This is a genomic window from Rhodococcus sp. UFZ-B548 (assembly GCF_903819475.1).
GTDB classification, from domain to species: Bacteria; Actinomycetota; Actinomycetes; order Mycobacteriales; family Mycobacteriaceae; genus Rhodococcus_F; species Rhodococcus_F erythropolis.
In genome coordinates, this window is the sequence record NZ_CAIJDS010000001.1 from 339,969 (window position 1) to 358,904 (window position 18,936).

17 protein-coding genes and 1 pseudogene are annotated in these 18,936 nt (G+C 62.5%); 9 read left to right on the forward strand and 9 right to left on the reverse strand.

The features are described from left to right. Positions 1 to 4 precede the first annotated feature (4 nt). The 6 genes and pseudogenes from H7C86_RS01640 to H7C86_RS01665 all read right to left on the reverse strand — a co-directional run. Positions 5 to 1,297, reverse strand: a pseudogene (locus H7C86_RS01640) (AMP-binding protein); the annotation flags it as partial. A gap of 13 nt (positions 1,298 to 1,310) precedes the next feature. Then, complete coding sequence (locus H7C86_RS01645) at positions 1,311 to 2,594, reverse strand: ABC transporter substrate-binding protein (protein WP_020908683.1); 1,284 nt, start codon at positions 2,592 to 2,594, stop codon at positions 1,311 to 1,313. A 58-nt stretch (positions 2,595 to 2,652) separates the two neighbouring features. Further along, positions 2,653 to 3,741, reverse strand: a complete 1,089-nt coding sequence (locus H7C86_RS01650; RefSeq protein ID WP_070385535.1) for a branched-chain amino acid ABC transporter permease — start codon at positions 3,739 to 3,741, stop codon at positions 2,653 to 2,655. Then, complete coding sequence (locus H7C86_RS01655; protein WP_019744803.1) at positions 3,738 to 4,634, reverse strand: branched-chain amino acid ABC transporter permease; 897 nt, start codon at positions 4,632 to 4,634, stop codon at positions 3,738 to 3,740. Before H7C86_RS01655 ends, H7C86_RS01650 begins: the two co-directional genes overlap by 4 nt. Positions 4,635 to 4,637: 3 nt before the next feature. After that, complete coding sequence (locus tag H7C86_RS01660; RefSeq protein ID WP_182260987.1) at positions 4,638 to 5,351, reverse strand: ABC transporter ATP-binding protein; 714 nt, start codon at positions 5,349 to 5,351, stop codon at positions 4,638 to 4,640. Then, a complete protein-coding gene (locus tag H7C86_RS01665) occupies positions 5,348 to 6,151 on the reverse strand; it encodes an ABC transporter ATP-binding protein (protein ID WP_069146421.1) in 804 nt (267 codons plus the stop codon). The genes H7C86_RS01660 and H7C86_RS01665 overlap by 4 nt, the downstream gene beginning before the upstream one ends. Before the next feature lie 114 nt (positions 6,152 to 6,265). Here H7C86_RS01665 and H7C86_RS01670 point away from each other — a divergent pair, with 114 nt between their 5' ends. The 4 genes from H7C86_RS01670 to H7C86_RS01685 are packed head-to-tail and all read left to right on the forward strand — an operon-like array spanning position 6,266 to position 10,297. Beyond that, positions 6,266 to 6,853 carry a nuclear transport factor 2 family protein gene (locus H7C86_RS01670; RefSeq protein ID WP_182260988.1) on the forward strand — a complete coding sequence of 196 codons (588 nt, stop codon included), beginning with the start codon at positions 6,266 to 6,268 and terminating at the stop codon, positions 6,851 to 6,853. Continuing rightward, complete coding sequence (locus H7C86_RS01675; RefSeq protein WP_080909148.1) at positions 6,850 to 7,620, forward strand: SDR family oxidoreductase; 771 nt, start codon at positions 6,850 to 6,852, stop codon at positions 7,618 to 7,620. The genes H7C86_RS01670 and H7C86_RS01675 overlap by 4 nt, the downstream gene beginning before the upstream one ends. After that, the gene (locus H7C86_RS01680; RefSeq protein ID WP_097387043.1) at positions 7,617 to 8,672 is read left to right on the forward strand and encodes a dihydrodipicolinate reductase; all 1,056 of its coding nucleotides are present in this window, start codon (positions 7,617 to 7,619) and stop codon (positions 8,670 to 8,672) included. Before H7C86_RS01675 ends, H7C86_RS01680 begins: the two co-directional genes overlap by 4 nt. Continuing rightward, the gene (locus tag H7C86_RS01685) at positions 8,669 to 10,297 is read left to right on the forward strand and encodes a long-chain-fatty-acid--CoA ligase (protein WP_020970392.1); all 1,629 of its coding nucleotides are present in this window, start codon (positions 8,669 to 8,671) and stop codon (positions 10,295 to 10,297) included. The genes H7C86_RS01680 and H7C86_RS01685 overlap by 4 nt, the downstream gene beginning before the upstream one ends. Before the next feature lie 74 nt (positions 10,298 to 10,371). Here the strand turns inward: H7C86_RS01685 and H7C86_RS01690 are convergent, their stop codons facing one another. The 3 genes from H7C86_RS01690 to H7C86_RS01700 are packed head-to-tail and all read right to left on the reverse strand — an operon-like array spanning position 10,372 to position 13,893. After that, positions 10,372 to 11,103 (reverse strand): VOC family protein, encoded by a 732-nt coding sequence (locus tag H7C86_RS01690; RefSeq protein ID WP_046379014.1) that lies wholly within the window; start codon positions 11,101 to 11,103, stop codon positions 10,372 to 10,374. Next, the gene (locus tag H7C86_RS01695) at positions 11,100 to 12,617 is read right to left on the reverse strand and encodes a carotenoid oxygenase family protein (protein ID WP_182260989.1); all 1,518 of its coding nucleotides are present in this window, start codon (positions 12,615 to 12,617) and stop codon (positions 11,100 to 11,102) included. The genes H7C86_RS01690 and H7C86_RS01695 overlap by 4 nt, the downstream gene beginning before the upstream one ends. A gap of 43 nt (positions 12,618 to 12,660) precedes the next feature. After that, positions 12,661 to 13,893, reverse strand: a complete 1,233-nt coding sequence (locus tag H7C86_RS01700) for an acetyl-CoA acetyltransferase (RefSeq protein ID WP_182260990.1) — start codon at positions 13,891 to 13,893, stop codon at positions 12,661 to 12,663. 123 nt (positions 13,894 to 14,016) lie between these two features. Between H7C86_RS01700 and H7C86_RS01705 the strand changes: the two genes are divergently transcribed. The 5 genes from H7C86_RS01705 (at position 14,017) to H7C86_RS01725 (ending at position 18,930) form a co-directional block, all read left to right on the forward strand. Further along, positions 14,017 to 15,228: an acetyl-CoA C-acyltransferase gene (locus H7C86_RS01705; RefSeq protein WP_047890093.1), complete on the forward strand. Its 1,212-nt coding sequence runs from the start codon at positions 14,017 to 14,019 to the stop codon at positions 15,226 to 15,228. Continuing rightward, positions 15,225 to 16,148, forward strand: a complete 924-nt coding sequence (locus H7C86_RS01710) for an SDR family NAD(P)-dependent oxidoreductase (protein ID WP_182260991.1) — start codon at positions 15,225 to 15,227, stop codon at positions 16,146 to 16,148. Before H7C86_RS01705 ends, H7C86_RS01710 begins: the two co-directional genes overlap by 4 nt. Then, positions 16,145 to 16,969 carry a DUF1295 domain-containing protein gene (locus H7C86_RS01715; RefSeq protein WP_182260992.1) on the forward strand — a complete coding sequence of 275 codons (825 nt, stop codon included), beginning with the start codon at positions 16,145 to 16,147 and terminating at the stop codon, positions 16,967 to 16,969. The genes H7C86_RS01710 and H7C86_RS01715 overlap by 4 nt, the downstream gene beginning before the upstream one ends. Continuing rightward, positions 16,966 to 17,832, forward strand: a complete 867-nt coding sequence (locus H7C86_RS01720; protein ID WP_020908689.1) for an acyl-CoA thioesterase II — start codon at positions 16,966 to 16,968, stop codon at positions 17,830 to 17,832. The genes H7C86_RS01715 and H7C86_RS01720 overlap by 4 nt, the downstream gene beginning before the upstream one ends. An 81-nt stretch (positions 17,833 to 17,913) precedes the next feature. Next, positions 17,914 to 18,930, forward strand: coding sequence for a helix-turn-helix domain-containing protein (locus tag H7C86_RS01725; protein WP_081329017.1), 1,017 nt, complete (start codon positions 17,914 to 17,916; stop codon positions 18,928 to 18,930). Positions 18,931 to 18,936 lie beyond the last annotated feature (6 nt).

Here is an 18,936-nt window from a genome sequence, read left to right on the forward strand (position 1 = left end):
CGGCAAAGACCGTCGGTCCGCTGATTCGCAACTCACCCGGGTGCCCGACTTCGGTGATGTCCTCGCCGGTGACCACATCGACCAAGCGAACGTCCATCCAGTCCGAGATCCTGGTGCTCCAGCGGAAGTTCTCGACACCGAAACGAGGGAAGTACCGTGCGCGGTCGTCCGGATCCGGCATGTCCGCAGGCGAGGAGAGCAGACTGATGCCTTCGTTGGACCCGAAGAAGTTGATGACTCCGATTCCATATCGCTCCTGCCATCCCCGCACCATCGGAGGTTGCAGTGGCACCGAACCCGAACCGATCCGCGTCAAGCTCGACAGATCGACCGCCGCGAGCATCGACTCGTCGGCGAGCAGCATCCACAACAGAGCAGGCGGCGCTACCGTGTATGTAACCCGCTCGGCCTCGATCTGCCCGAGGAACACTCGAAGGTCGAACGGGTGGTGCTGTACCAGTACACATCCCGTGCGGAGCCAGGGCAGGAACATTCCGTTGATTCCGGCCATGTTGACCATCGGGAACGGGTTCAGCAGGACGTCGTCGACGACGATGTCGGGAGCATCGATCGTGGCCCAGCAGATGGCCAGTCACTCGTAGTGCGAACGTGGGACCCCCTTCGGCTCGCTTTCGGTTCCGGAGGTCCAACAGATCGTCATCGCGTCGTTGGGGTCGTTCGGATCTTCGGTGTTTCGTCTGTCCAGAGCACTTCGCTGCGATTCGGTGGCTGCCCGAGGACTCAGCCCCACGACGCCGGTAGGAAGCTCAGCCGGAAGCTCTGATTCGGGAGCGTAGGCGAATACCGATCTCAGAGAGGCAATCCGGGATCTGATTGCAGCGATCTCGGTAGCCGGGAATCTGTCGCCGAAGCTGGGCACGGTGACAAATGCTGCAAACGCCGCCTGGTTGGCCATTCCTTCCACTTCACGTTCGCGGTACTGCATGGGCAAGGGTGAGACCACGATCCCCAGCGACCACGCTGCAAGGTAGACCTCGACCAGTTCGACGGTGTTAGGCATCTGAACGCCCAGAACGTCTCCCCGGCCCAAGCCTGCCTCGGTGAAGCGCGCAGCGAGCGAGATGACTTCGCTCTCCAGTTGGTTCCAACTGAGGCGTCGTGGATCTCCGCCGGACAACTCGCTGCGGTTCGCCGGATCAACTACGGCAAGCTCGTCCCCTCGGGTCCGCACCTGCACCCGGAACACGTGATCGATCGTCTCGTCGGACCACCACCCTTTCGAGGTGTATTCGTCCACCTTGACGCGAGGATGCAATCCCCTGTGTGTCTTGTTCATTCGCGCACTCGATTCAGTTCTCGTAACGGCCGGAAATGTCGATCACGTCGCCCTGCTTCTCGAACGCCTGAGTAGCGGCATTCCACTCGAACGGCTGAAAGGCCAGGATTCCCAACGCATGGTCCGCGGTCATCGTGAACTTGATTCCGTCGATGAACATCGGCGGGTGGTAGTCCTGCGTTCGCGCGGCACTCATGATGGTGGCACGTGAGAGTCCGTCGGATGACTGAGAGGCCCGAGTGAAGTTGTCCACCAAAAGGTCACCGATGGCCCAGCCGTTCACGGTGTAGCTGTTGGTCGGGGAATCTGCACCGTGAGCCGCTGCACCGGCGAGATAGTCGCGCACCGCCGCGTCATCCTTGTAGAGAGCGTTGTTGGGATCCTTGAGCCACACCATCACCTGCTGCCCGTCCGCAGCATCACCGGCGGGTGCATACAGGGTCGCACCGTCGACGCAGTTCGACGGCTGAATCACGGTGTCGGGCTTCCATCCGACACGTCCGATCGCCTGAGTGATCGCGAGGCAGTCGGTAGTGACACCGGCGACCACCAAAACCTCGGCGCCGCTGGCCTTGAGAGTCGAAGCCGCCGTCTTGGGGTCGGTCAGCGCCTCCTCCGCCGCGATCTCGAAGTTGGTTCCTTCGATCGCGGACTTGAAGCCGTTGGCGATTCCCTGTCCGGACTCGGTCTGGTTCGTGGCCAGTGCGACCTTGGCGCCGTTCGGATACTTCTTCTTCAAGCTCTCGACCACTACCTCCATCTCGACGCCCGGATCCGGTAGATACTCCGTGGTCCACGGGAAGTCTTCGATGACCCGGAACTCGGGCATGCCTGCCTGCGCGAAGAGCAGCGGCACGCAGGCAGTGGTCTGATCGTCCGCGATGGCGTTCAACTGTCCGGCCCCGAAGGTACCCAGAACGTCGACCTTGTCCTTCTGAATGAACTCTCCGACGTTGGCTTTGGCGCGCTCCGGGGAGAATGCATCGTCCTTGACCACGACGTCGAGCTTGACGCCGCCGACGCCGCCGGCCGCGTTCTCCACCTCGAACCGTGCTCGCATTCCTTCGATCACGTTGCCGACGGCATCGGCGAGAGGGCCGGACGTCGGCCCACTCCATCCCACCGTGAGTTTGTCGGTGATCGGCGCTGCGGCACCGCTGGGATCACTGCAGTCGTCGACCGATACTGCGCCGGCCGATGTCGACGTGTTGCTCTCTGCGTCGGAGCTACCTCCGCAGGCCGAAAGGAGTAGTGCCGCAGCGGCGATGACTGCGGGAATCGTGGTCTGCCTTTTCATATCGTCCAGTTCCTTGCTGTGAGTTGAGGGAAACGAGAGTGGGCGAGGGAGACGGCGCTCAGGTGCGAGGTTCACCCTCGCGATACTTGGGATGATCTGCGGGAACCACGAGGACGAACCGTCGGAGCACGCTGTTGATCCGTCCGACGATTCCGTCCGGCATCAAGAACACGATCGCGATCAGCACCGCGCCGAACACCACTCCCGACACGGGGCCGTCGGTGACGCTTCCGGTGTAGTACGGCAAGAACACCACTGCCGTTGCCCCAACGATCGGGCCGAATTGGGTTGCGATTCCGCCCAACACCAGTCCGGTGATGAACTCGATCGACTTCATCAGCGAGAAGGATTCGGGTGAGAGCGCGCCGATGTACATCGTGAACAGCGAACCTGCCAGGCCTGTGATCGCGCCGGAAAGCCCGAAAGCGAGAATCTTGACCCGCGCGACGTTGATGCCATTTGCGCTCGCCGCGATCTCGTTGTCACGCACCGCGACCATAGCCAGACCGAATCGACTCTTGACGAGATTGCGAATCAGGAGCATGACGATCGCCAGAGTCACCACCGACACCCAAAAGATCCAGAGGTAGGTGTCGGCTCGGGTCAACCCCGTCCATTTCGGCGGAACGAGCAGATTTGCGCGAACCACCATTCCGGCGGCACCACCGGTCAGATCCCCGGTCTTGCGGATCACCTCGGGAAATGCAACAGCGACGGCGAGTGTCACGAGAGCGAGATACAGCCCCTTGATCCGCAACGAGGGAAGACCGACGAGAAGCCCTAGTGCAAAACACAATACGACCGCCATCGGGATCGTGGTCAACGGCGAGTATCCGCGATCGACGATCAGAACGCCGGTCGTGTACGCGCCCAGGCCGAAGAAGGCAGAATGGCCGATGGACAGAAGTCCGGTGTATCCGCTGACGATATTGAGTCCCGCAATGGCAATCGCGATGATGAAGACGCTCGTGAACTGCCCCACGCGAAACGGCGCGCTCTGTGACGCGAGAAGCAACGCACACACGGCAGCCACCAGCAGAACCAACTGGAGTATCCGGTACGACGTCGATCCGGCGACCACTACCCGCGGTCGCCTGACTGCCTTTTCGGCGACGGTGGGTTCATTTCTCTCGGCAAGCGTCGTCATACCCGCTCCAGTTTCTTGGTACCGAACAGTCCATTGGGTCTGACGAAGAGGATCACCACGATGATCAACAGGGCGGATGTCTGCTGCAGCGAGCCGCCGATGACCGAAATGTAGCCGCTGAGCATCGATTCCAGGACACCGATCGTCAACCCGCCGACCACGGCGCCGACGAGACTGTCCAGGCCGCCGAACAGCGCTGCGGCGGATGCTGCGATGAAGATCGGGAACATGGTCGTGAGACCGAGTTGTTGCGGCGAGAGCGGAGTGACCAGGACACCGGCCAGGGCACCGATGGCAGCTGCTACTCCCCAACCGATTGCGAGTATCCGGCTGGTCGGAACTCCGGCGAGAGTGGCAGATTCGGCATTGTCCGCGACGGCGCGCATGTGCAGACCGACTCTCGTCTTGCGAAAGAGCAAGGACATCAACACAAGTAGGACAACGAGCGCCACCAGTACGCCCAGTGCGTCGCCGTAAACACGCGCACCCCCCACCGAGATGTAGTCGGTCGGACCGTTGGGGAACGGGCTCGGCATGATCTTCGTATCGCTCCCCCACAGCATTCCGGCCAACGAGTTGAGCCCGGTGAACAATCCCAGTGCCACGATCAGCACTGCCATGTCGCTTCGACGCTGAACCGGCCGGATGAGCAGACGCTCCATCAATGCTCCGAGCAGGAACCCCAAAGCCAGGGCCGCTCCGATCGCCGACCAGATCGGCCAGGACATCGTCGTCAGCCACCAGGCGACAAAGGTTGTGAACAGGGCCAACTCGCCCTGAGCGAAGTTGATCGTGCCGGTGGCGCGAAACACCACCACTAGTGCCAGCGCGAGAATTGCGTAGATCGACCCGTTGGTCAATCCGGAGATGAGTCGTTCGAGAAAGAGTGTCACCGTTTACTCCTGGTACCCGAGGTAAGCGCTGCGCACGACGTCGTCGGAACGAAATTCCTCGGGCGTTCCGGCAGCGACGATGGTGCCTACGTCGAGCAGGAAGACCTTCGACGCGAGTTTCATCGCGAGATCGGCGTTCTGTTCCACGATCAGCAGTGCAGTTCCGTCGCTGCGGTTGATCGCACCGAGCGTGTCGAACAATTCGGCAATGACGATGGGCGCCAGCCCCAGGCTCGGTTCGTCGCACAAAAGAAGGGTGGGACGGCTCATCAATGCCCGTGCGACCGCGAGCATCTGCTGTTCACCGCCTGACAGCGAACCGGCCAACTGTGTGGACCTCCTCGCGAGCACGGGGAATGTCTCACACCACCGCTCGATGTCGGCTTCGATCTCCGCTTTGTCCTTACGAAGGGCAGCGCCGACGAGCAGGTTGTCACGCACCGACAGTTGACCGAGAGTTCCGCGGCCCTGTGGGACAAGGCTGACGCCGGCGGCCACGGCGCGTTCAGGTTTGGATCCCAACGGCGAACCGTTGAAGGTGATCGTTCCCTGATGCGGGATCAATCCGGCAAGCGCGCGCATCATGGTGGTCTTGCCTGCACCGTTCGCGCCGAGGACGACAGCGACCCCGCCGGGTTCCACGTCGAGCGAAATCCCGTGCAGTACATTGCCTCGCCCGTAACCGGCGTGCAGATCGTCGACGCTCATCAGGGTCATGCGGCACGTCCCAGGTACGCGTTAATCACGGCGTCGTCCTGCTGGATCTCCGCCGGGGTTCCCTCGGCAATTTTGTGACCGAAGTTCAGGGCGACAACGTGATCGGAGATCCCGAGCACCAATCCCATGTGGTGTTCGACCAGAAGAGCGCCGAAGCCGAAGTCGTCGCGGAGCGAGACGATCAGTTCTCCCAGTTCTTTGACTTCACTGTGCGTGAGCCCGCCGGCAGGTTCGTCCAGCAGAAGCAGCGAGGGCTCGGACATCAATGCCCGTGCCAGTTCGACACGCTTGAGAGTTCCGAACGGTAGACCGGACGCGGGTGCGTTCGCGACGTCGACGAGTTCGAGACGTTCGAGCAGGTACCAGGCCTTCTCTCGAAGTTCTCGGACTCGCGCACGCGCCGGAGGCAGGCCGAGAAGCCCACTCACGAGCCCGAAGCGACCTCGCGACGATCCACCGACCATGGTGTTGTCGAAGACACTCATGCCGCCGAACAGCGCGAGATTCTGAAAAGTTCGAGCGATTCCTGCAGATGCCAACGCATACGGACGCAATCCCAACAGGTCGGTTCCTTGCCAGGTGATGACACCGCGACTCGGTTCGTAAATCCTTGTGATGCAGTTGAACAGCGTGGTCTTACCAGCGCCGTTCGGCCCGATGAGTCCGCAGATCTGTCCCGCGCGGACGTCGAATCCGACGGCGTCGAGAGCCGTGACTCCGCCGAATTCGATCGACACATCGGAAAGCGTGAGTACGACCGGTGCATTCCCAGGTTGTGCGGGTGGTGTGTTTCCAAGCATTGGTTTCACCTCCTCGTGACACTTCAATTAACAGTGTGATAGAGATTACTACAGTAAACAGAGGCACTCCGTCAACGTGCGGCCCCCGATCCGGAGCCGAGAAGGGACATCATCGTGAGGTCCAACAACATTCACGCAGTCGACAGCGGCGGGGGCCCAGACGTCAGGGACTACAGCCCGGTCGACGCTCTCGTCGCCAAGCAGGAAATCTACGAGGTTCTGGCTCGTTTCCTCCGAGCCGCAGACCGCGGCGACGTCGAGGACGCCAGGCGGTGTTATCTGCCCGGCGCAACCGAAGACCACGGGGGTGTCTTCACCGGCACCGCCGACGACTACATCGACCACATCGCCGGGGCCATCACCCACCCACGGTCACTGACCACCCACGCAATGACCAACGTCTTGGTCGAACTCGACGGGGATACAGCACACGTCGAGTCCTACGTGCTTGCCTTCGCACGAATCAAGACCGCGGACGGCATAGCCGACACACTCACCGCGGCGCGCCTGATCGATCGCTTCGGTTTCGAGGACGGCAGGTGGGGAATCCGCCACCGCGCACTGCGGTGGGACTGGAACCACGACATGGCCACAGCCGAAGGCTGGATCTTCGGGATGCTCGCGCCTGAAACGTCATTGAAGAAGAGCAAGAAATTCCCCGACGACCTCATCTACACCCGACAGACACAGGAGAACTCATGACAACCTTTCGCGGAACTCCGGTCGAGGGTGCGACCGTCCTCGTCACCGGCGCCAATCGAGGCCTCGGGTTGGCCTTCGTCCAACAGGCGAAGTTGATGGGCGCAGCCAAAATCTATGCGGGGGTGAGAAATCCCGACGAGGTGCCGGCCGAGCTCCGAGCCACCGGTGCGCACATCGTCGAACTCGACGTCACCGATCCAGGACTCGTCGACACTGCCGCCGCGGCGTGCGGTGACACCTCGGTCGTCGTCAACAACGCCGGGCTGTTCACCGGGAATCGGCTGATCGAGGCCGACGACCGAGAGGCCGCTCGAGCCGAGATGGAGGTCAACTACTTCGGACCGCTGACGATGATCCGAGCCTTCGCGCCGGTCCTCGCCGCCCGCGGCGGTGGATCGATAGTCAACGTCTTGTCAGTCGCCGCAATCGCACCAACCGCCTTCATGGGCGGCTATTCACCGGCCAAGGCGGCTGCTCTGTCGCTCGGCGGCATCGCCCGTGCCGAACTCGAACCGCACGGCATCACCGTCACCTCGTTGATCGTCGGCAGTGTCGACACCCGCATGGCTTCACACGTGCAGGGCCACAAGGAAAATCCCCTCGACATCGCCGCGACCGGACTCGCCGCCATGCAACGCGGCGAGTGGACGTGCGACACCGATTTCATGGCAATCGACGCCCGTGCGCGTCTGGCTCGAGACCCGATTCGGTACGAACGCGGACTGGGCAAGCTCCTCTTCGCCGGCGAACTGACCACTCGATCATGAGCGATCCGATTCGTGTTGCCCAGTGGGCGACCGGCGCCATCGGCAAGACCGCGCTCCGCGGAATCATCGATCGTCCCGACCTCGAGTTGGTCGGCCTGTACGTCTACAGCGATGCCAAGGTCGGGCGCGATGCCGGCGACATAGCCAGACGCGCGCCGACGGGCGTGATCGCCACACGCGACGTGGACGAGATCATCCGCTCGCGCCCCCAGGTTCTCATCCACAGTCCGCGTTTGCAGATTCCGTACGAACGCCACGACGACGATTTGTGCCGTCTGCTGCGCGCCGGGATCAACGTGATCACGACGGCCGGGCAGCACTTCCCCCGCGCACACGGCACCGAGCGCGAGCACATGTTCGCCCAAGCATGTAAGGAAGGCGATTCGACGCTCTTCGGCGTCGGAGTGAGCCCGGGCGTCATCGGTGAGCGATTGGCGTTGGCTCTGACGGGAACATCGATCGAACTGGACCGCATCACGATCGACGAGGTGCTCGACGCTCGCGGCATGCCTGACCCCGACTTCGCATTCACCGTCATGGGAATGGGCTCGCCCCCGGAGGAACTGGACGGAACCGGGCCGTTGCCCTCGCTGTACGCGTCGCTGTATCTGGAGACCATCGCGTTCATGTGCGAACGTCTGGGGATCACCTACGACGAGGTCGTATCCGATCACAGGGTCGTTGCGGCGCGAACGGATCTCGACGTGGCCGCCGGACGCATCGCCGCCGGAACCGTCGGAACCACCGAATGGCGCTGGCACGCAATGGTCGACGGAAAGCAGTTCCTCACTCTGGCCATCATCTGGACCATGGAACCCGATCGTGAGGAATACGCGGGGCGCGATCAGTGGGAAGTCCACCTGTACGGCAAACCCGAGATCGTGATGACCGTCAATCTCGTCGAACCACAAGATCCGAACAGCCGGACAACTGCCGGTCAGTTCATCACTGCGGGCCCGGCACTGCGCGCCGTCGAGCATGTACTCGCTGCTCCCACAGGCATTTTCGAACCCCCTGTCTTTGCCCCCTTCAGATTGGAGCATTCAGCATGACCACTCAGCCGACGGCCGTAGGTTCGACTGCCACCCGTGAACCCGCCACCCGCGAACCTTCTGTGAACGCACTCCTACCCGATGGTCGCCCCGTGCAGAATCTCGAAGACTTGCTGCGCAGCCGGGCGATTGCCAGTCCGGAGAGCACCGCCGTCATCTCCGATGACGGCCGTACCAGTTTCCGCGAGCTGGACATCGAAGCAAATCGTGTCGCGAATGCACTTCTACGCGATGGTGTTCGAACAGGTGACCGGGTGGCGTACATCGGCGCCAATGCACCGTCTTTCCTCTCCGTCCTGTACGGATCTTCGAAGATGGGCTCGATTCTGACGGCCGTCAACAATCGGCTGGCACCGGGCGAGGTCGACTACATCCTGAGCAACAGCGAGCCGACCGTCGTCGTACTCGGAGCAGGCGATGAGGGCCTCTCCGACGTCGCCGCGGCGGTCGGTAGCGTCCGGACCGTCGTCACGGTGGACGGTTCCGCAAACTCGGTCTCGTGGAACGACTGGCTCTCCGGTGCAGGGGACGACGACCCAGGAGTGTCACGCCTTCCCGACGATACCGCGCTGATCTTCTACTCGTCGGGAACCACCGGCCACCCCAAGGGAATCGAACTCACCGGCGCGAACCTCGGCCGCGCCCTCGCGACCATGTATCACCTGCTCGATCTCGACACCGATTCCGTGGCCATGTGCCCGGTCCCGTTCTTCCATGTGGCGGGGCTGGGTCTCGCTCTCGTCACGACGCTCGGCGGTGGCGCTCTACTTCTCAAGACCATCGCCGGTCCGCTGGAGCTGGTGGCGCTGATGCAGGAGTACCGGGTGACTCATGCGGTCGCTGTTCCCGCGGTGATCAGCGTCCTCACCTCCCTTCCTGCTGTACGCGAGGCGGATTGGAGTGCCCTGCAGTTCCTGGTCTACGGAGCGGCGCCCATGCCGCTACCCCTGTTACAGGACGCCACCAAGGTTTTCGGATGCAGTTTCCTGCAGGCCTACGGACTCACCGAGTCGACTGGCGGCGTCACCATGCTGACCCCCGAAGATCATCGGGCGACCGACGAGTCGACCGCGCATCGGTTGAAGTCCGTCGGGCAACCGATGTTCGGCGTACCCATCCGCATCGTCGATCCCGTGACGCTCGAAGACGTCCCGGTCGGTACTCGCGGCGAGGTGGTCATCGGCGGCGCTCATGTCATGAGGCGCTACTGGCGCAACGAGGCAGCCACTGCGGCCACCATGTTGGACGGCGACTGGCTCCGAACAGGAGACGGCGGATCGTTCGACGAGGACGGGTATCTCTACCTCCACGACCGCCTCAAGGACATGATCGTCTCCGGCGGTGAGAACGTCTATCCCGCCGAGGTGGAGAGCGTTCTCTCCGGCCACCCCGGCATTCGGGAGGTCGCGGTAGTCGGCGTTCACTCCGATCGGTGGGGTGAGACTCCCATTGCGGTGGTCGTTCGTTCCGGCGATTCGGCTGTCACCGAAGCGGAGATCATCGAGTGGTCACGCGAGCGACTGGCACACTTCAAGTGCCCCAGTGCAGTTCAGTTCATCGAGGAACTGCCACGCAACGCGAGTGGGAAGCTTCTCAAGACTCGTCTGCGACAGGACTTCGCTTGAGTCCATGACAAGAATTCGGGGCCGGTCGCTTTGAGCGATCGGCCCCGATTTCTGTCGTTCGATGTGAAGCTCGCTCAGCCTGGGTGAATCCGGAATTCGACGCCGCCGACGATCAGGCCGGGCTCGACGGTGTTCGCTCCGATCGACGCCGCCAGATCGACCGCACTGAGCATCGACCGCTCGCCCGGAACGAACGACACGGCGCGCGACCCCAGCGCAATCGAGAGTGATTGCGCCGAATCCAGTTTCTTGCCGAACACTTCGGCCCACAGCGCCGCCGTCTTGGCCGGATCGGGAGAGGACACGTCGACGCCGAGAATGTCGTCGACCCGTGGATCGAGGGAAACCTCCTTCTCCGTCTGGTCCCAGAACCACTCGTCGGCGTCGGGAATCTCGTCGAGTTCTACGAGAAGTCCGAGATCACCGGGATGAAGTTGGACGATCCGGTGACCGTAGGCCTCGAGATCTGCCACCGTCCGAACACCGGCCGCAGCTGCACGTTCCAGATAGGGCTCGATGTTCGAAACCTGGATCGAGAGTGCATAGCCGCCCTCCCCTCCGCCCTTGCGGATCCATCTCGCCAGCGAGACCGTCTCGTCGACCGGTGCGACGATCTCGAGAAATGCCTGCGGCCCGACGGCCAAGGTCTCGTCGGCCAAACCGATGTCTTCGAGCAGTGGATCCGCGAATCCTGATGCCAGACTAAACGCTTCACGTAATTGTTGACCGGTCTTGTCCAGGTCTCGTGCACCGATCACCACCTGCCGCAGGATCTCCCAGGTGCCCGCGTCGTGCGTGCCCGTCACAGTCCGACCGCTTCGGCGGCGGTGTCGGCACTCTGCCAGCGTCGGAGCTCGGCACCCGGCGCCCACGTCGAGTGGGTGCCACTCGAAATCCGTTCGGGAAGGCGAAGTTTGCACAATGGTCCGTCTCCGACGCGGGCAGCGTCGAAGATCAGGCAGAAGGACGCGTCCTCGTTCATGTCGGTGGTCAACGTGATGAGATAGCCGTCGTCTTCGGCGGTACCACCCACGCGTGGTGCCATCGAGGTCTCGCTTCCATACACGCCGTCACCGAAGGAGAATCGTTCCTCGTTCCCCGTCAGCAGGTCGTGTTTGACCAAGCCGTCGAACAGGAACCACGACGGCTTACCAGAAGCCGCATAGGCGTATCGGTACTTCTCACCCGCGAAATTGCCGTTCATCATGCCGAATTCGGTGATCGAGTCACTGAGTTGCTCTTCACGCGTGGCTCCGGTGACCAGGTTCAAACGCCAGCGGTGAAGCCGGGTCTGCATGCGATCGAGAGCGAGGAAACGGAAGGCGCGCTCCCACTGATTGCCCATACCGTTGTCCGACGGCTCCGGATCACCCTGGTAGAAACCGTCCAGAACAATCTCGTCCCCCTCTTCGTAGGCGTTCACGAAGTGCAGGACGTAGGTCGGATCGGCCTCGAACCACTTGATGTCAGCGGTGTTTCCGCGGCGTGGGATGACTCCGAGACGGAGCGGGATATCGGGATGGAAATTCGCGACGTGCGCGCCCTTCTGCAGTAGAACCGGATCCCAGAACAAGGGGCAGTCGTTGAGGATCGCGTAGTTCTCCGTGAAGGCCATGTCGTGTGGCAACCGCGGACCGGGAAGCGGGACGTCGACGTAGTGGACCAACTCGTTGGCCGAGTCCACGACGCCGTAGTGCATGTACGGCGCTTCCTTGCTGTAGTTGAAGAACAGCATTTCTCCGGTCTTGTCGTCCACCTTCGGATGCGCGGACACACCCCATTCGAAGGGGAACTTGCCGTTCCAGCTTTCCTTTCCAAGTGTCTCCGCCGACATCGGATCGAGACGATACAGATCTCCGCACTGGTAGAAGCTGGTGAGAGCAGTCCCCCGGTGAACGACGACGTCGGTGCTGGACGCGTCCTTCATCCGGGTGCGCGCACCCTTGCCGCCCTCGGGGCGACTGAGTTTGGGAGACTCGGCGAGTCCGGCCCACAAGGCGCCGCCGGCATCCTGCTCGGCCGCCAACCCGTCAGTCCGTACGAATCGATTGCGGTAGAATGACTCTCCGTCACGAAAGCCCACGATGTGAATCATTCCGTCGCCGTCGAAGGGATGATAAGCCTTCATCGAGGGATGGAGCGGATTCTCGGTGTTGCGCAGGTAGACACCGTCGAGGTCTTTCGGAACCTCACCGAATACGACTTCGAGGTTGTCCGCTTTGAACTCGGTGGTCTGGGGTTGCCACGGGCCGGTGCGATACGGGTGATCGTCATCGGCGGGAAGGGTGGACAACAACTTGCCTACGATTTCGACGTCCATGGAATTCTCTTTTCGACTGATGGGGAAAGGCTGGGCTGCACTTTCAGGAAACTGCGTCGACGACAAAACTGACGGTGGTGGCCGTACTTCCACCGAAGTTGAGCGTCGCAAAGCGGCTCGCACCCTCGACTTGGAAACCGCCGGCCGTTCCCGTCACCTGATGGGCCGCGTCGAGAAGCATTCGAACACCACTGGCACCCACCGGATGACCACCGCCGATCAGACCGCCGCTGGGGTTGATCGGTAGCTTGCCGCCCATGGCGATGTCACCACTCTCGATGGCTTTCCACGACTCGCCGGGCGCGGTCAGACCGATGTGGTCGATCGCGAGATACTCACTCGCCGTGAAACAATCGTGTGTTTCGATCCCGTCTATCCCGGCCAGGTCGACTCCGGCCCGGGAGAAGGCACCCATCACCGCATCCCGAACGTGTGGCATCACGTAGGGATTATCGGCGTCGCGTGCCAGCTTCTGCTCGAGACCTAAACCAACAGTCCGGTGACCCCAGCCCGCGATCTGGGCAAGCGGAGTCGCCGCGGCATCAGGATGCTCACGGAGGTACTTGTCCGTCACCAGCACAACCCCGGCGCCACCGTCGGTCACCTGGCTGCAATCGAATCGTCGAACACCGCCTTCCACAACAGGATTGGTGGCGTCGTCGCCGCCTGCATTCCCGAGTAGATCGGGTACCGCCCAACCGCGTGTCTGCGCATTGGGGTTGTTCTTCGCGTTCGCGAAATTGATCTGCGAGATCGCGCGAAGGTGAGATTCGTCGATCCCGTAGCGCCGTCCGTACTCCTTCGACACACGATCGAACATGTACGGCCACATGAATTTTGCTTCCCGACCTTCGTGTCCGACCCAGGCTGCAGCGCCCAGATGTCCGGCCGCGTCATCACCCGGAACCGTCTTCTCCAGTTCGATACCCATCACCAGAGCCGCGTCGTAGTTGCCGGCGCGCAGGTCTGCCATCGCGGCGAGTACGGCGATACTGCCCGATGCGCACGCCGCCTCGTGCCGGGACGAGGGCACGCCCCATAGATCTGGATGCACGGTGGCGGGCATCGCACCCAGCTGACCTTGGCCGGCAAACAATTGACCGAAGGCGTTACCGACGTGGATCACCTCGATGTCGGTGGCAGGAACCTTCGCCGCGGCCAGGGTGTGGTTCACCACCTCTTCGGCAAGGTTCGCGAAATCGAGTTCCTCACGGGTGAAGTTCCGTGCGAAGTCGGATTGGTACCCGCCGAGAATCCAAATGTTCGAAACAGTCATGACCTCTCCCCTTGCCGATCCGGCATCGGTGACGTCACCGAGATACCCGTGCATCGGCGGTTGTAATTTCATCGCAACCGTACTACAACTAGCAGAGTAACTCTACTAATTGAAGGGTTGAAAATGACTGATGCTTTTGTCCTCGACTACGTGCGCACACCGCGCGGCCGAGCATCGACGCGAGGTGCCCTCCACGAACACAGCCCAGTCGATCTTGTCGTCCACCTGGCCAAGGCTTTGCAGGGTCGAACGAACCTCGCCGCAGAGCAGATCGACGACGTCGTTCTCGGTTGCGCATCGCAGGTGGACGAGCAGGGCGCGAACATCGCGAGAACTGCCGCACTCCTTGCCGGTTGGGGCGATTCCGTTCCCGGCGCGACCCTCAATCGTTTCTGCGCATCCGGCGTCGACGCAGTCGGCCAGAGCGCAGCCCGCATTCGCAGCGACGACGTCTCCCTCGTCGTGGCCGGTGGCGTCGAAAGCGTCTCCCGCACTCCGATGTTCAGTGATCGCGGACCGCTGTGGATCGACCCGGCAACCATCGCGCAGATCGGCTCCATCCATATGGGTGTTGCCGCCGACTTGAATGCCACGATCGAGGGGTACTCCCGCGACGAGTTGGATGCGTACGGCGTCGAAACCCAGCACAAGGCTGCCGAGGCCTGGCGCAACGGCGCATTCGAGCGGTCCGTTGTGCCCGTTCCCGGCAGAAATGGTGAGGCCGGAATCGCGCACGACGAACTGGTCAGGGCAGAGACGACGGCAGAGGGACTCGCCGCGCTGCCTCCTGCCTTCGAAGGGCTCGGCGCCGCCGGTCAGGATGCACTCGCGCTCGCCGCCTACCCTGAGGTCGGCAAGATCGAACACCTGCACACCGTCGGATCCTCTCCCGCCATGGCCGACGGCGCAGCACTACTACTCCTCGGATCCGAGAAAGCCGCGGCCAGAGCCGGCCTGACCCCTCGCGCACGGATCATCGGATCCGCCTCGACTTCGGTGAATCCAGTTCTCATGCTCACTGCGGGTCAGAGCGCCGTGGAGGCAGTCATCGCTCGAGCCGGGCTTCGTCCACAGGACATCGACGTGTTCGAGTTCGCAGAGGCCTTCTCCGCGCTCTGCCTACGGTTCCGCCGCGATCTTGACGCCGGGCCGGACCGCATGAACCCCAACGGAGGCACGATGGCGATGGGCCATGCATTCGGCGCCACCGGAGCAATTCTCGTCGGCGCGTGCGTCGACGAACTGGTACGGAGCGACGGACGCTACGGTGTGGCCGCGGTCAGCGGCGCCGCCGGTGTCGGAGTCGCGGTGCTCGTCGAACGGATCGCCTCGTGACCGCCAGTTCACTCTCGGGCCGCATTGCCGTCGTCACGGGAGGGGGTAAGGGCCTCGGCCGTTCCGTCGCACTGCATCTCGCGAGCCGAGGGGTCACGGTGATCGTCAACAATCGAAATCGCACCGTCGACGCGAGCGGCCGGGGCCCTGCAGATCAGGTCGTCGACGAAATCCTCGAAGCCGGTGGCCACGCCGTCGCCAACCACGACGACGTCACCGACCCCGAGGTCGGTCGAAAGTTGGTGGACGACGCTCTCACTCGGTTCGGACGACTCGACTTCTGCATCACCAGTGCCGCGGTCAGCGGTCCACAGATGCTCCATCGCACCACCGCCGAGAACCTCAGCACCGTCATCACGACAAACGTCGTCGGGACCGCGCTGGTTGCCGCCGAAGCCTCCCGAGTGATGCGCGAGGCCGGATTCGGGCGCATCGTGATGATTGCCTCGACCGCAGGACTGCACGGCGAACCCACCGTATCCGCCTACGCCGCCAGTAAGGGTGCCGTCATCGCATTGGGCCGCACCGCGGCCGGCGAAGGCGCGAGTCGCAATGTGTTCACCAATGTCGTACTGCCCTATGCCACTACGCAGATGACCGAGTCCGGAATGGACCCACGATTCATCGACATCATGGGGGCCGACCTGGTAGCCCCGGTGGTCACTGCTCTCGTCGATCCCGAGTCCACGACCAACGGGCAGGTGATCGTCACCGCAGGTAACGGAGTGCGTTCGGCCGACGCCGTCGAGGGCTCGACCGAATTCTTGCCCACCACCACAGAACTCGATGCCAAAGCGCTCGACGCACTGCTCGTGACCAGCCGGCTCGGCACTCCTCACACCTATCCGAGCGCACAGGAAGCCTTCGCGGACTTCGCTTCCGAACTGCTCGACCACCACAATCAGAAAGCGCGCGCATGACCGACATCCCATTGGGCGACCTTGCACTGAACTTCGGTGTGAGCGCACTCGCCGTACTCGTCTTCATCGCAGTCGTGATGGCCGTAGCCATCCGGATGAACAATCACTCGATCATCGACATCTGTTGGGGGCCTGGCTTCGCCGTCGTCGCCGTCGTCTCGTACCTGACGTCCATCGGATCGGACGGCAACGATCTGCGTCGCCTCGTGGTGCTGGCACTGACCGTGGTGTGGGGAATGCGACTCGGCCTCTACATCGGTTTCCGAAACCGTGGGCACGGGCAGGACAAGCGCTACACTGCCCTGCTCAAACATCAACAGGGACCGCTGGTTCCGTTCCTGATTCGCAAAATCTACGGCCTCCAGGGCGTTCTCATTCTCGTGGTGTCGCTGTCGGTCCAGTTCGCGATGTACGAGTTTCGCGCCCTCGGAGTCCTCGGCGCGATCGGCATCGCAGTCTGGACCGTCGGCTTCGTCTTCGAATCGGTTGGTGACTACCAACTTTCCCGCTTCAAGGCAGATCCGGCCAATTCAGGAATGGTGATGGATCGTGGACTCTGGGCCTGGACCCGGCATCCCAACTACTTCGGTGACGCATGTGTCTGGGTCGGACTGTTCATCCTCGCACTTGGTGATCCATTGGCGCTGATCACGATCGTCTCGCCGATCGTCATGATCAAACTGCTGGTGAGCTACAGCGGTAAGGCCCTTCTCGAACGCGGCATGCGCAAGAGCAAGGGGCAGGCCTACGACCACTACGTCGCCCGGACCAGTGGCTTCTTTCCCCGTCCACCCCGTCCGGCACGAAACCACGCGTCGTGAGCGCCCCCACGAGTGGTCTCGCTGACGTCTTCGATCTGGAATCGACCGGCCCGGACCGGTGGCAAGGGTCGAACGACGGTGTTCGGCTACCTCAGTTGTTCGGCGGCCAACTGGTCGCCCAGTCGATTCTCGCTGCCGGGCACACGGTTACCGACGGCAAAGCGATCAGTTCCGTCCACACACACTTCCTTCGCCCCGGGTCGACGAATCGCGCGACCGAGTTCTCGGTAGATCGCCTTCGGGACGGAAAACGCCTGTCCACCAGAGGCGTCGACGTCCACCAGGACGGACGACTCGTCTGCCGTTCGACGGTATCAGCCTCCTCGATCGACGAGGGCATCACTCACAGTCGAGCCGTACCCGCCGCGCTCCCGCCCGCTGAGTGCGTGACGTTGCAGGAGTTGGCCGAGGCAGACGGTGGGCTGGGCGAGGTGTGGGAGGAGTTCTCCGCCATCGAGATTCGTGTGTCCCCCCTCGATTCGCAGTCCCCCACGACGCATTCGGCGGCGCCTCCGCGCAACATCTGGATGCGTTCGGCTCAGCGACTGAGCGACGATCCGCTGATTCACGTCGCTGCTCTCGCCTATGCCAGCGATTTGATGCTGATGGCAACCGCGCTGACTCCGCACGGCTACGACATCGGGCAGGAGCACTCGCTCGATACGGATTGGACGGGCGTGTCCCTCGATCACACGATGTGGTTTCAGCGTCCCGTGCGAGCGGACGAGTGGCTCCTCTTCGAGCATTCGACACCCACTGCTCATGCCGGCAGAGCAGTCGTGAATGCCGCGGTCTTCGATCAGTCCGGACTCCAGATCTGCCAAATCACCCAGGAAGCGTTACTCATTGCCCGTATCGAGTGATTCCCGACTCTTTCTGCAGACCACTCGGTACGGTCTCGCGGTGCCGCAGGGTTCGCGGCCTATGATTTCGGGGTGGTACGAGTGAATGCAACCGGATCTTCGGCGTCGGCCGGATCTCCGACACCCACGCCGTCGGTGGGCGTCACCGAGTTGCCTGCGGGCGGACCCAACGCACTGGCGGTCACGCTCGGGCTACTGGGAGACGAGTGGAACCTCTGGATTCTGCGGTTCGCCCTTTTGGGGTCGCGTCGATACAACGACTGGCTGGCTCTCGGGGGAATCTCCAACTCGGTGCTGTCCTCACGGTTGGCAGTCCTGACGGCCGGCGGAATGCTCGAGCGCCGGGAGTACCAGCAGAACCCGCCGAGGCACGAATACTCGGTCACTCGCAAAGGCCAGTCGATCTGGCCGGTCCTCATCACCATGTGGTCGTGGGAGAAGCAGTGGGCACCGAATGAAATCGCGCCACTACCGCCGCTGCGGCACAGCACCTGCGGAAACGATTTCACTCCGATCCTGCGTTGCAAGGAGTGCGGCGAGGACGTGGACGTGCGATCCCTGGACTCCCAAATGGGGCCGAGTGGGGACTTCTCACGCAGTGTGCCCGAAGCAACGTCGAGGCGCCGCTCCACCAAGTCCGAACGCCGACCGGAAATCCTGGCTCACACGATGGAACTCGTCGGCAATCGCTGGTCGGCAGCGATCATCGGGGCAGCTTTCCGAGGTGCCCGTCGTTACGGAGAGTTCGCCGAGATCACCGGTGCGCCGCCGGCAATCGTCGCCGATCGGTTGAAGCACCTCACCGAGATCGGTGTGATGGAAACGCGGCCGCTTCCGGATCGCCCACAGTGGTCGGAGTATCGACTCACCGACAAGGGAACCGCCTACTTCCCCGTCGTGATGTGCATGATCTCGTGGGGTCAGCGCTGGTTCAGATCCGCGGACGGTCCGGACATCGTTCTCCATCACAAGGCGTGTGGAAAGCGGTTCGAAGCAAGGCTGGGTTGTAGTGCGTGTGGTGAGGAACTGAGGTCTTCGGACATCGAGGCGATCGACCTCACCACCTCGGTGCACGTGCCGGGGTCCGGCTGGTCCTGAGATCCC